The sequence below is a fragment of the Conservatibacter flavescens genome, from assembly GCF_002795425.1.
Lineage (GTDB): Bacteria > Pseudomonadota > Gammaproteobacteria > Enterobacterales > Pasteurellaceae > Conservatibacter > Conservatibacter flavescens.
Window position 1 is genome coordinate 1 of record NZ_PHHA01000027.1, and the last position, 13,624, is coordinate 13,624.

Below are 13,624 nucleotides of genomic sequence, written 5' to 3' on the forward strand. Positions count from 1 at the left end.
CTTGTAGGCTTGTAGGCTTGTATTAGCATTGGGTTTTCCTTTTACTTGTCAAGTATTATTTCAATTCTGTATTAATTGCTTTAAACGACACTTCTACCGCTTTCTGTAATTCATTCGACATTGCTCGATAGTTATTGAGTAGCTCAATTTCTGTTTGGTTAAAGTTGGCTTGTTGTTCGATTTCTTTGAACATTTCACCTTCACCACTTACTAACCAATTTAGGTTTACCCCCGCTTTAGCAATTGCGGCCATCCCTTCGGCATTCGGTTCACGTTCGCCACCAACATAACCCTGCATTGTTCGGTAGGGCAATCCTGTGAGTTTAGCAAACTCTTTAATTTTCCAATTTTTAGACTCACAAACGAGTTTCAATCTTTCTGATATACGCATTTGAACATTCCAAAATCATTTTTAGATTGACAAATAACGCAAATGAGCGTATATTTGCATTTAACGGTTTTTATTGTATCGCATTTGAGCGTATTTGTAATAAGAATTTAAATAATTTAATGGAACAACTCTGAACGCTGAAACATTATGGCACAGCACTTCCTTCTCACCCCGAAAGCCAAAACGCTTTCTGCTTTTGAGATAGCGAATATCTCGGAAGAAGATGCGTTTGACCTTATGTGCGAAGCTCACTGGGGAGGTAAAGAGAATGTGGTATGCCCGAAATGTGGTGTGCAGCATAAAGCCTATTTCATTTCCTCGCGCAAGCAGTGGCGTTGTAAGCACTGTCATCACACTTTTTCAGTAACATCAGGCACAATTTTTGCTAATCACAAGTTACCGTTGAAAACTTACCTATATATTTTGATTCGCTTTGTGAATGCGGTTAAGGGCGTATCAGCCCTAGAAATCTCTCGTGATGCGAAAATCAACTATCGCACGGCATTTGTCATTTGCCACAAACTACGCAAAGCCATGCTTGAACATCGTGATATGCAACCACTTTCAGGTGAAGTAGATATGGACGGCACTTACGTTCACCCTGCACCTCGTAAGGCAAATAAGAAAGCCGACCGTATTGATTATCGCTTGAAAGAAAATCAGAACCCAAACAAACGTTGTGTGATAGTGGCTCGTGAGCATTTTTCTGCGAATGAGAAAGCGGAAAATCCACTTCATCTTGGAGCAAAACGCTCGCTGGTATTTGTTGCCCACTCTGAAACGCAGTCTGTGGTGAAAAATTTTGCTCACGCTTACATTGAGAAAAACAGCCGTATCAATACGGACGAAAGCACCGCCTACGACAGCTTACTGATAAATTATGACCTACGCACCGTCAATCACAAAGATGAATATCGTAGTCGTTTGGGCGTAACCAATAATCAAGCCGAATCCTTTTTCGCTCGTTTTAAACGCATGTATTACGGACACATTCACAAAATGAGCAATACCTATTTACTCAACTATGCCAATGAAATCGCTTACCGTGAAGATAATCGTCGCAAAGATAATGGTTGGCAGTTTCGAGATATTCTCGGCAAATGCCTTGAAACAAGTAACGAACAAAACGAATGGTGCGGTTATTGGCAGCGGAAAATCATCCATCAAGAAGTGATTTGGCAGTAGGGGAAATGATGGCTTATACCTTAGATAAGAAATTGAAAGAATTGGAATTTGAACGTAAACAAGTATTACACCATCTCGCTTTACTTGATTCTAAAATTGGTGCATTACAGCGTGCGATAGCACTTTGTGAAAATGAAGAAGATATTATACTCTATAATACAGAAAATTTTACCTACCGCCGCAGATACAAGCTCTTTAAGGGGAAAGTTCGTAAGTATATCTTGCAAATTATGCGAGATAACCCTACCAAAGACTTTACTATCAGCGAACTTACTCAGCGAATTTTTAATATTGAACAAAACGATAGTACGCCATCTGAAAAGCATCTTGATTCCGTTCGCAAACAGCTCAATGAGTTCTATCAACGTGGTTGGATAATAAGAACTCAAATTAGCCGTCGAGAAGTTTATTGGCAATGGAAACAAAAATAGCAATATAAAAGTGAGATGGAAACTTAAATCTGTTTAAGCCGCCAAGCTGAATGCTTAATGTATCCAAAATGTTCAACTTGCCCTTGCAAAGGAAGTAGCTTTTGCTCAACCATATTTTTTGCTCTTAATTTGCGTAACACATTATATACCGCTAAACAAATTTTAGGGGTAAGTAACTCAACATTAACGACGGAAATACACCTATCAATTTTAAGCATCTCAATAGTTAATTCATCTAACATCCACCACCGCTCTATATTTGCCTTAAAGACTTGGCTTACTAATTTTTGAATACTTGTTCTAAATGATCTAGGTTTGGCAAGGATGGGCGTTTTATTAAGTGTAATCGTTGGATCGATATATTCCATTGTTTTTTCATATACGCTTATTTTTTCGTCTATTTGAGCGATTTTACTATGTAATTCATCTATTTGCCGATAAAGGTAGGCTTTTTCTTTATAAGCACTTTCTATTTCTTTCTTTAATTGTGTAATCAACCCTTGTTCAGACATATAAAAAATCCCCATACTATTTGTATTGGGGATTTTAAGTTATTTAGTGCTTTTAATCTTTGTGCAACTGCTACATAATACCGAAATTTTGTCAAAATTCACCGCACTTTTTCTGCTTATTTGTAATACTCAAACACGTCCAATAACGCCTGATCAATCGCCGGATTATTCGCACAGTTTGACGGCTCTTTCGCATTACCAACTAAATGCCCGCGTAATTGTGCCGCGCGTTTTACCACCGAATTCGGATTGCCTTTCGCCATGACGTTACGGAAGGCACGGATTTTTTTCTGTGCCGCATTGGCTTTTTCAAAATCGCCTTTTTTCCATTGGTTATAAATTTCCACCATTAATTCAGGAAAGACGTTGGAACAACCACTGATCGCCCCTGTACCGCCGGCAAGCAATGTCCATAAAATCAATGAATCATTACCGGCCATAACGCTTAAGCGTGGGTCGGTATTTTCAATGTATTTCAAGGTGTTATCGAAATTACCGCTGCTGTCTTTTACACCCACGATATTGCTGTATTGGGCTAATTTTTTCACCGTGGTGAAATCAATGTTGTTACCGGTTCTTGCCGGAATGTTGTACATTAAAGTCGGCAAATCTACCGCTTGTGCCACTTCGCTGAAGTGGCGATAAATATCATCTTGTGAGACTTGTACAAAATACGGTGAAATCACAGAAAGTACGTCCACACCGAGATCTTGCATTTGTTTGGAAAACGCTACGGTTTCTTTGGTGGTAATGCAGCCGGTACCGGCATAAACCGGTACACGACCGTTAACGATTTTCACGGTTTCTTTGATAATTTCCAGTTTCTCTTGCTGATTGAAACCGTAAAATTCTCCGTTTGTGCCTAATGCAAAAATGCCATGTACACCAGCGCCAATCAGATAATTAATAAAATCACGATAGGCACTCGGATTAAATTTTTCGTTTTCATCAAGTGCGGTTAAAACCGGTGTAATAATTCCTTCAGGTTTAAACATTTGTCTTTCTCCTTTCATCTCAACATTCAGCCATTGGAATAAGATATAAGCGTTTTACTTCATCATATCGGTGAGTAAATCAAGTGAACCGAAGCCACCCGATTTTGTTACTATGTGTATACCTTTATATAATCCGTCATTGATTCGGCATAGGGGGACACCTGGAAATAATGCATAGACTAATTCCAATTCGGACACGTGCATTTTTTTCAATAGTGCTGCTGCCCCATCCCCACCAAAAAGGATAATTGAGTCAAATTTTTGTTTTGTCAGGCAATACAAACCCAATTCGGAGAGATACTCTGCTATTTTTTTCGCCACCGAATGAATACTTTCCGATGAATGGTATTTTGTCGGGTTAGCTCGAATAATGACATTCTCCGAACTGCTTTCAATCAATGCATTTAATTGCTGTTTTAATGCTTCATTGGATACAGAATGATTTAATAATTGCGCCGGTGCTGGATTGAATACAATGGATTTTCCGCCCAAGGAGGCAATATATTTATCCACTTGATTTTGGCTGACTTCGTGAATCGAGCTGACTAAAATCAGTGAACGGCCTAATGGAATGTTCGCTTTCTTTTTTGATAACTCAGGAGGGGTTTTAAGCTTTTCTGCTAAACCGGCAGAACCTACAGGAATCGCCATATGACCCAGTTGATTAATCACATTGGCAATTATATTGAGATCCGCAGATGTTTTTGCATCAATAACAAATTGTTGTTTATCTGATGCCATAATTTGAGCATGTAGCTCATCTTCAGTTGAGCAAGCTAATAATTCCGCATCGGGTAATAGGACTTGCATTGATGATGATAAAACTGGACAAATCGCATCCTGTCCGGAAGCCGTTTGCTCTACTGGCACACCATTAACTAAGAGATGACCATTTTCAATGGTCCGTCCCATATCGGGATAGGCACAACAAATAATGGCCTTTGCATTTGGATATTTGTTAGTCCATGCTTGCAGTGCGCCTTGAATTTGGTAGCGTACTGAGCCACGCATAGTGGAATCAATTTTTAAATAAATCTGATTAATTCCGTTTTTTATTGCCACTGAAACAACTTGTTGTGTGGCTTCTGCCGCCTGTTCTCCGATGGCTCTTGAATTTGTGGATATGCTGAATACTTCAGCGGAATCTAAATTCATGGTATTCAAAGAGGCCAAATCCATTTTCAAAATTGTTGAAAAACCAGCTTCTGCAAACATAATGCCGGTATCATTTGCTCCGGTTAAATCATCAGCAATAACGAATAAACTTTCTTTTTTCATAATCAACTCCTAACTTTCACTCACTAAACCGCCCTGTTTTTTCAACACCCAAGCGGCCATCAGTGGTGCGATAATCGCAGATACCAGTACAGCCGCTGCAATTTGTGCTGTAGCCGTTTGTACAAATGGTGCAAAGGTGGGGTCGGCTTGAGCAACAATTTCAGGGGTAATAATGGCATTGCCTGCGGTTGTACCTGCGGCAAAACCAATGCCTGATTGATTACCGCGTTTTAAAATGGTTTTATAGCCGATGAAAACAAATAGCCCGGTTAACAGTGAAGCAATAATGCCAAGCACAATTCCTGTGGCTCCGCCTGTCACAATTGAATGTAAATTAATACCTGTACCAAGCGCAAAGGCGAAGAAAGGAATCACAATTGCCCCTGTGGGTTTCATTAAATTTGTCCATTTCGGATCCAAATTTCCCACAAGCATACCGACTAACAAAGGAATAACAGCGGCAATCATTAAGGAAACGGGAATATCTGCCAAGCCGGAAGCACCTAAAAAAAGTAATACAAAGAATGGACCATCATTAACTGCGGAGGCAATATATGCACCACGATCACGATAATCACCATATTTCCCCGTAAACGCTAACCAAATGCCACCGTTGGAATTAGCCACAACAGTCAACATAGCAAGCAATGAAATTCCCCAAAATCCGTCATTTCCAACAAATAGTCCTAATAAGGTAATTAATGCGGCCGGTATTAAGGTTTTAAAAATCAGGACTACGGCGGTATGACCTAATACCGGCCCTGAACTTCGCACAGTAATTTGCATACCGGTTGAAAAAATTAATAATGCAATAAGTGGGCCGGCAGACGATTTAAATAAGGCCGTTGTGAACGAACCCAAATTTAGAAATTCAGGAAAAAATGTGCCAACTAAAGAGCCCAGTACTAATGGGATCACCATTGCACCACCTGGAACTTTATTCATGCCATCATATAAAGGTACAAGGGATTTTTCAGATTCATATGTCATCATGAGAATCTCCTAATCTAGTGGATGATTAAATTTAATCATGATATTTTTGACGAGCCATCTTTGCTGCAAGATATAACGCTTCTGTCATACTGCGACTGTCCGCAACACCTTTACCGGCGATGGGGAAAGCGGTTCCGTGATCGACTGAAGTGCGGATAAACGGCAGACCTACTGTGACATTCACCCCTGTATCAAAACCTAGCAATTTGATAGGAATATGCCCTTGATCGTGATACATCACCACCACCATATCGAATTCGTCAAGATTGGCCGCGCGGTGGAATAACGTATCCGGCGGCACAGGGCCTGTGACATTCCAACCTTTAGCTTGCGCACTTTGAATTGCTGGGACGATTTCTTTTTCATCTTCATCACCAAACATACCGTTTTCCCCAGAATGCGGATTTAATCCTGCGACCGCAATTCTCGGTGCTTTAAAACCAAGCATTTGAGCATTTTCATAGGCAAGGTCGATCACCGTTGCGACACGTTCTTTGGTAACTAAATCACAGGCTTTGCGTAATTGCACGTGAGTGGTGACATGGATTACATTAAGTTTCGGACTCACCAACATCATGGAATAGTCTTTAGTGTTGCTGAGTGTGGCGAGAATTTCCGTATGGCCCGGGAACATTTTTCCCCCGGCGTGCAAGGCTTCTTTATTAAGCGGGGCAGTCACAATAGCCTGAATTTTGCCGGCTTGTGCTAATTCCACTGCTTTTTCAATGTATTCATACGCTGCTTTACCCGCAATTGGAGACACTTGTGAAAACGGCAAATCTGCTGGCACATTATCTAAATCGATCACATCAACCACGCCAAATTCGCTTTTTGCTTCTTCCACGTCATTAATCACGCGTAATTTCAGCTGTGATTTCACAATCGGTAATGCACGTTCTAAGATTTTCTTATCGCCAATGACGACAGGGCGAGTTAATTCATAAATCCGCTGATCTTCAAGCGCCTTGATAATTACTTCAGCCCCAATACCTGCCGCATCACCCATCGTTATTGCTAATACTAAACTCATTTCCCCCTCCGAGAATGATTGAAATAAATCAAGTTAAAATTAATTAATCATGATAATACCATTAAAAAAATAAAAAACCGTGCGCAAGATCACAGTTTTGATTTTTATTATTCATTTTGATTAAAATAAATCTCTTGAGGGCGTAAAAAAACCGCACTCGGCTTTTATTAAAGTCAAAGTGCGGTTGTTTTTTTCGTTTTTTATTGATTTGCTACGATCTTGCCATCAACATAATCAACAGTAACTAATTTTTCCGGTAATAACTGACCCGATAAAATTTGTTGTGCAAGTGGGTTTTCTATTTCGTTTTGAATAGCCCGTTTTAGCGGTCTTGCACCGTAAATTGGGTCGTATCCCACTTCAGCAATGAAATCCATTGCTTTTTCACTAAATTGAATATGGTAGCCGTGAGTTTCCATGCGTTTAACCAAGCGAGCTAACTGAATTTCCGCAATAGCTTTGATATTGGCTTTGCCTAACGGGTGGAACACAACTGTTTCGTCAATACGGTTGATAAATTCCGGTCGGAAATGTTGGCTGACCACACTCATGACCAGTTGCTTCATTTCACCATAACTTTCGTTGGTCTCGCCCTGAATCAGATCCGATCCTAAATTAGATGTCATAATCACAACAGTATTACGGAAATCTACGGTTCTGCCTTGTCCATCGGTTAAACGTCCATCATCAAGTACTTGGAGTAAGATATTAAACACATCGCTGTGAGCTTTTTCCACTTCATCTAGCAAGATGACAGAATAAGGGCGACGGCGTACCGCTTCTGTTAAATAGCCGCCCTCTTCATAGCCTACATAGCCCGGAGGCGCGCCGACTAAGCGAGAAACACTGTGTTTTTCCATAAATTCCGACATATCAATGCGTACCATCGCGGTTTCATCATCAAACATAAAGCCAGCGAGGGTTTTGCAAAGCTCGGTTTTCCCGACCCCTGTCGGCCCTAAAAATAGGAATGAACCAATTGGGCGGTTCGGATCGGAAAGTCCCGCGCGGCTACGGCGAATCGCGTTTGCTACCGCTTCTACGGCTTCGGATTGTCCAACGACACGTTTATGCAATACCTCTTCCATTCGGAGTAATTTTTCTTTTTCACCTTCCATCATTTTGGCAACGGGAATACCGGTCGCACGGGAAAGGACTTCAGCGATTTCCTCATCTGTCACTCGATAGCGTAGTAAGGTCATTTCTTTCCCCTCACTCGCTTCAGCTTGTTGAAGTTGCTTTTCTAACTCAGGAATGACACCGTATTGTAATTCAGACATACGGTTTAAATCACCAGCACGGCGTGCTTGCTCCATTTGAGTTCTCGCATTTTCTAACTCTGCTTTAATGTGCTGTGTGCCGGAAAGGGCCGCTTTTTCACTTTTCCATACTTCTTCCAATTCGGCATATTCACGCTCTTTATCTGCCAGTTCTTTTTCCAACATATCTAAACGCTTACGACTGGCTTCGTCTTCTTCTTTTTTCAACGCTTGTTGTTCCAGTTTTAATTGAATGATACGGCGCTCTAGGCGATCGAGTGGTTGCGGTTTGGAATCAATTTCCATACGAATAGAACTCGCCGCTTCATCAATTAAATCAATGGCTTTATCCGGCAACTGACGATCGCTGATATAGCGATGAGACAGGGTTGCGGCGGCCACAATAGCAGGGTCAGTAATTTGTACATGGTGGTGAATTTCATAACGTTCTTTCAAACCACGCAAAATCGCAATAGTATCTTCCACACTTGGTTCGCCAACAAAGACTTTTTGGAAACGGCGTTCTAATGCCGCATCTTTTTCAATATATTGGCGGTATTCGTCTAGGGTAGTTGCGCCTACACAGTGCAGCTCGCCTCGAGCTAAACTCGGTTTTAACAAGTTGCCCGCATCCATTGCACCATCTGTTTTCCCCGCGCCGACCATAGTATGAATTTCGTCAATAAACAAAATCACACGGCCTTCTTCTTTGGCAAGTTCGTTTAAGACGGCTTTCAAGCGTTCTTCAAATTCGCCACGATATTTCGCACCGGCAATTAATGCGCCCATATCTAATGATAAAACTCGTTTATTTTTTAGTCCTTCTGGGACTTCACCATTTACAATGCGCTGTGCCAAACCTTCCACAATGGCTGTTTTCCCCACACCAGGTTCACCGATTAATACCGGATTATTTTTGGTGCGGCGCTGTAATACTTGGATTGCTCGGCGAATTTCTTCATCACGTCCGATGACCGGATCAAGTTTACCGCTTTCTGCTCTAGCAGTTAAATCAATCGTATATTTTTCAAGAGCTTGTCTGTTTTCTTCGGCATTTTGATCGTTCACGTTCTGTCCTCCTCGTACCTGCTCAATGGCACGTAATAAATTTTCTTTTTTTACACCGCACTTTTCCAGTAATTTGCCCAAAGCGTTTTTTTCGTCTAAGGCAGCTAACAAAAAAAGCTCTGACGAAATAAATTTATCTTGTCGCTGTTGCGCAATTTTGTCACACAAGTTGAGCAAATTCACGGTTTGACGGGATAACTGCACATCACCACCGTTGCCAGAGACTTGGGGTAATTTGGCTAATTCTGCCGTTAATTCTTGTCGCAGTAATGCCATATTTACGCCACTTGTAACTAAAATCGGCGCAACGGAACCTCCGTCTTGGTTGAGTAGTGCCGTTAAAATATGCACAGGTTCAATAAATTGGTTATCTTTTCCTAAGGCCAAGGATTGCGCTTCGCTTAAGGCTTGTTGGAACTTAGTTGTAAATTTTTCAATATTCATAAATCCTCCTAAGAACATGTCTTCGTTCACGAAGATTAAATGGGGGATTTATAAACAGTTTCAAGGGGGATAAATTATTTTATTTAACATAATTCGGAAAAGCGGTTGAGAAAAATGGCGGTCAATATCAAGCTTAGAACAATAAACTATATATTAAGCCTTTTATTTATTTCAAAACTTAGCCCATTTTCTCTAGTATGGTTTCATCTGTGAATAATTTATTGATTTGGAGAAGAGTAATATGGGATTACCAACAACACTCATAGACTGGTTAACAACACATGCGGACAGTTTGGATCAATCAAATGAGCATGCCGATGCGTTGTTACGTCAATTAGCTCAAGTAGGCGTGTTTCGTCATGGTGTACCGGAAGCGCTAGGCGGGTATGGCGACGGCATTCAACAAGCGATAGATACTATTAGAGAGATTGCACATTATTCCCTAACCGCTGCGTTTATTTCATGGGGACATCATACACTTATTCAAAATTTAATTGCGACTGACAACCCCGCGCCTCGTCAACTATGGCTAGACGATTTGTTAACGGGGGAGCGCGCAGGAGGGACGGGTTTATCTAATGCGATGAAATTTTTATCCGGCGTAGAAGAATTACAAGTATCCGTTTATGAAGAAAATGGCAAGCGCTTTTTGAAAGGGCGTTTACCTTGGGTAACTAATTTACGTTCTGATAAATTTGCGTTGATTTTTGCGGCATCAGTTGAGGGCAAAGCGCCGATGGTTTTGGCATTACCCTCAGAGGCAAAAGGGCTTCATCTTGCCCATGAATTGTCTTTGGTTGCATTGCAAGGCAGCAATACAATGGCAGTAGATTTAGATCAAATTGAACTCAATCCTGATTGGATTATCAGTGAGAATGCAAACGCGTATTTAGCGCAAATTCGTCCCGCATTTTTAGGTCTTCAATGTGCAATGGCATTCGGTTTAGCAGAGCGTGCTTTGGACGAGGTTGAAAAATCATTAGCATATAATAGTCGTAATGTACTTGATTCAGAATGGCAAAAAACAAAAGAAAAACTGACCGCACTTGAACAGCAGCTTGCCACCGGTTTAGCGCAATCAGACTATTTTATCTCCCACCCAAAAGCGCTTTTTCAAATTCGTATTGATATTGTGGATGTCGTTGCTCAAAGCTTGTTATTGGAATTACAGGCAAGTGGAGGCCGTTGTTATTTACAACAAAACAATTCGGGTTTTATTCGTCGTTGGCGCGAAGGGGCGTTCTTGCCTGTAGTGACACCAAGCGCAGTACAGCTACGATTAGCATTGGCAGCATAGGGCGAAGATATGTTAGATGTCCATAATATTGCCTTAGGCTATCGGAAAAATGGTCATTTAAATACGGTTTTAACGGATTGCAGTTTTGCAGTGGAAGCGGGGAAACTGACCAGTATTTTAGGGCCAAGTGGTGTGGGGAAATCATCACTTTTGCGTATCTTAGCCGGGCTAGATATACCTTTAGCTGGTACGGTGTCGCTTTTTGGTCAGGCGATTACCCAACCGCATGCCGATGTAGGATTTGTGTTCCAAAATGCTACGTTGCTGCCATGGTTAAATGTGCGGGCGAATGTTGCTTTTGGGTTGGATTTTGTATGCCGTGATAAGTTGAGCAAGGGAGAAATTCAACGTCGTGTTGCCGGGGCTTTAGAAGAAGTGGGGCTACAACATGCAGCCGAGTTAATGCCGAGTGAATTATCTGGAGGTATGGCGCAGCGCGTTAACCTTGCCCGCGCATTAGCAAAACAACCGAAAGTGATTTTATTAGATGAGCCGTTTTCTGCCTTAGATCCTGTGATTCGTACGCAAATGCAGACATTACTACATGATATTGTGCGTTATCACAATGCGGCAGCAGTCATGATCACCCATGATATTGATGAAGCATTAACGGTGTCTGATGATATTTTGCTGCTTGGCGGTACGTCGCCAGCCAAAGTGATAGGACATTGGCAAATAGTGAGTCCTTATCCTCGCTCAGATTTGCTTTCACTTAATGATATACGACTTGATATTTTACGAACACTAAAACATAACCAACATCAAACACATACTAATACAGATGAACTTGACTATACTATTTAAGGAGTTTTTATGGATAACCGTCGTCGTGATTTTTTAAAACTGGCTGCATTATTTACCGCAGCGGGGAGTTTTCCATTATTACAAGCTCAAGCGAAAGCAGCAGAAGCCGATCCTAATGCGCCATTAAAAATTGGTTATTTACCTATTACCGATGCGACTCCATTACTGGTTGCGCATGCAGCGGGACTTTATGAAAAACAAGGTTTGAAAGTGGAAAAACCGGTGATGTTTCGTAGTTGGTCACAATTGGTTGAAGCTTTCTTAAGTGGCAGTGTGAATTTGGTTCATTTGCTTTCCCCTATGAGCTTGTGGGCAAAATATGGTTCAAACGCTCCAGTTAAAATTGTAATGTGGAACCATTTAGCCGGCTCTGCTTTAACAGTGCGTCCGGATATTCAAGAGATTTCTCAGTTATCAGGGCAGACTGTCGCCATTCCGTTTTGGTATTCCATTCACAATATTGTGTTGCAACAATTGTTAATAGCAAATGGTCTTAAAATTACAGAAAATGCCCCTAAAGCCGGTGAGGTTCGATTAAGTGTAATGGCGCCATCTGATATGGTTGCTGCGTTGGCCAGTAATGGGATCGCTGGTTTTATTGTGGCAGAACCGTTTAATGCGCTGGCAGAGGACAAAGGTGTTGGCAAAGTATTGCGTTTTAGTGGCGATGTTTGGAAAGATCATGCTTGTTGTGTCACATTAATGCACGATAGCGATATTAATAATCGTCCGGAATGGGTCCAAAAAGTCGTGAATGCGTTGACTGAAGCCCAAGTTTATACCCTTGCTAACCGGACTAAAACAGCTGAACTGTTGGCGCGAGGGAACGGCTATACACCTCACGATAAAAAAGTACTTGAAGACGTGTTGGCGCCAACGGATACCCAATGGGCAAAATATGTAGAAACAGGTGCGATTAAACATCCAGATTGGCACCAAGAACGTATCGGTTTTCAGCCTTATCCTTATGAATCTTATATGCAAAAACTGGTGGAACTTTTGCAGCAAACCCATTTAGCCGGAAATAATCAATTTCTAACAGAATTAAATCCGGCAACCGTTGCTACTGATCTCACGGCCTCGCAGTTTGTGAAAAATGCCCTTGCAGAAAACAACTGGAAAGGATTGTTTAATATTGCTGACAATTGGCAGCGTCAAGAAATTTTTACTGTTTAATCAAAGAGTGAGCTATGAAAAAACAGCGTTATATCTTTGGAGCAGCAGGGCTACTTTGCCTATTATTGGCTTGGCAAATCGGAACTTTTTTCTTAGGGCAATCATTACCCATTGCGAAATCCCTTGCCCCTGTTGAGACCTTTGAAAGCCTATGGTATTTGATTTCTTCCCATGAAATCGATCATCATGTATTAGCCAGTCTTAAACGCGTGGCTATTGGTTTAGGCGCGGCATTAGTGATTGGCGTGCCGCTAGGCTTATTATTGGGCTTCTCACAAAAAGTAGAAATGTTTTGTACCCCACCTTTTCAATTATTACGCATGGTGTCGCCATTATCTTGGATGCCCATTGTGGTGATGTTATTAGGGATTGGCGATTTACCCATCTATTTTCTGTTAGTATTTGCTGCAGTGTGGTCATTAATTATTTCTACTTCTGCAGGCGTGAAAAGCATTGATTCTCAATGGATTTTATTGGGGCGCTCAATGGCAGCAAGTCGCGGCGAATTATTCCGGAAAATAATATTTCCCGCGATAGGTAGCCATATTCTCACGGGATTACGTGTCTCAATGGGGATTGTGTGGGTAGTGCTTGTGCCTTGTGAGATGCTGGGCGTGAATGAGGGGTTAGGTTATTTTATTTTAGATACACGAGATCGATTGGCCTATTCTGAATTAATGGCTGCAGTTGTGTTAATTGGTGCGATAGGTTGGAGTTTAGATAGCCTTATTCGCTGTGCATTAGGTAAGTTAGGGCGATAA

General features: G+C 41.4%; 13 protein-coding genes. 6 read left to right on the forward strand and 7 right to left on the reverse strand.

All coding sequences use genetic code 11. From position 1 onward, the window contains the following. Window positions 1–55: 55 nt before the first annotated feature. A complete protein-coding gene (locus CVP05_RS10540) occupies window positions 56–391 on the reverse strand; it encodes a helix-turn-helix domain-containing protein (RefSeq protein WP_100289533.1) in 336 nt (111 codons plus the stop codon). Window positions 392–538: 147 nt separating this feature from the next. Here CVP05_RS10540 and CVP05_RS10545 point away from each other — a divergent pair, with 147 nt between their 5' ends. Then, a complete protein-coding gene (locus CVP05_RS10545; RefSeq protein WP_100289534.1) occupies window positions 539–1,576 on the forward strand; it encodes an IS1595 family transposase in 1,038 nt (345 codons plus the stop codon). An 8-nt stretch (window positions 1,577–1,584) separates the two neighbouring features. Continuing rightward, a complete protein-coding gene (locus CVP05_RS10550) occupies window positions 1,585–2,007 on the forward strand; it encodes a hypothetical protein (RefSeq protein ID WP_100289535.1) in 423 nt (140 codons plus the stop codon). 23 nt (window positions 2,008–2,030) lie between these two features. Here CVP05_RS10550 and CVP05_RS10555 read toward each other — a convergent pair whose 3' ends face one another. From CVP05_RS10555 to clpB, 6 genes are all read right to left on the reverse strand, one after another. Further along, a complete protein-coding gene (locus tag CVP05_RS10555; RefSeq protein WP_100289536.1) occupies window positions 2,031–2,519 on the reverse strand; it encodes a hypothetical protein in 489 nt (162 codons plus the stop codon). Window positions 2,520–2,635: 116 nt separating this feature from the next. Further along, a complete protein-coding gene (gene dapA / locus CVP05_RS10560) occupies window positions 2,636–3,514 on the reverse strand; it encodes a 4-hydroxy-tetrahydrodipicolinate synthase (protein ID WP_100289537.1) in 879 nt (292 codons plus the stop codon). Between the two features lie 54 nt (window positions 3,515–3,568). Beyond that, window positions 3,569–4,792, reverse strand: coding sequence for a four-carbon acid sugar kinase family protein (locus CVP05_RS10565; RefSeq protein WP_100289538.1), 1,224 nt, complete (start codon window positions 4,790–4,792; stop codon window positions 3,569–3,571). 9 nt (window positions 4,793–4,801) lie between these two features. Next, window positions 4,802–5,782 carry a 2-keto-3-deoxygluconate permease gene (locus CVP05_RS10570; protein WP_207761369.1) on the reverse strand — a complete coding sequence of 327 codons (981 nt, stop codon included), beginning with the start codon at window positions 5,780–5,782 and terminating at the stop codon, window positions 4,802–4,804. A gap of 34 nt (window positions 5,783–5,816) precedes the next feature. After that, the gene (gene pdxA / locus CVP05_RS10575; protein WP_100289540.1) at window positions 5,817–6,815 is read right to left on the reverse strand and encodes a 4-hydroxythreonine-4-phosphate dehydrogenase PdxA; all 999 of its coding nucleotides are present in this window, start codon (window positions 6,813–6,815) and stop codon (window positions 5,817–5,819) included. A gap of 200 nt (window positions 6,816–7,015) precedes the next feature. After that, a complete protein-coding gene (gene clpB, locus CVP05_RS10580) occupies window positions 7,016–9,586 on the reverse strand; it encodes an ATP-dependent chaperone ClpB (protein ID WP_100289541.1) in 2,571 nt (856 codons plus the stop codon). Between the two features lie 241 nt (window positions 9,587–9,827). Between clpB and CVP05_RS10585 the strand changes: the two genes are divergently transcribed. From CVP05_RS10585 to CVP05_RS10600, 4 genes are read left to right on the forward strand one after another with little or no spacing between them, the layout of a single operon-like run. Next, window positions 9,828–10,883, forward strand: a complete 1,056-nt coding sequence (locus tag CVP05_RS10585; protein ID WP_100289542.1) for an acyl-CoA dehydrogenase family protein — start codon at window positions 9,828–9,830, stop codon at window positions 10,881–10,883. A 9-nt stretch (window positions 10,884–10,892) separates the two neighbouring features. Beyond that, entirely contained in the window at window positions 10,893–11,687 is a 795-nt protein-coding gene (locus tag CVP05_RS10590; RefSeq protein ID WP_100289543.1) for an ABC transporter ATP-binding protein, read from the forward strand. A gap of 9 nt (window positions 11,688–11,696) precedes the next feature. Beyond that, window positions 11,697–12,863 (forward strand): ABC transporter substrate-binding protein, encoded by a 1,167-nt coding sequence (locus tag CVP05_RS10595; RefSeq protein WP_100289544.1) that lies wholly within the window; start codon window positions 11,697–11,699, stop codon window positions 12,861–12,863. A gap of 14 nt (window positions 12,864–12,877) precedes the next feature. Further along, the gene (locus tag CVP05_RS10600; RefSeq protein ID WP_100289545.1) at window positions 12,878–13,624 is read left to right on the forward strand and encodes an ABC transporter permease; all 747 of its coding nucleotides are present in this window, start codon (window positions 12,878–12,880) and stop codon (window positions 13,622–13,624) included.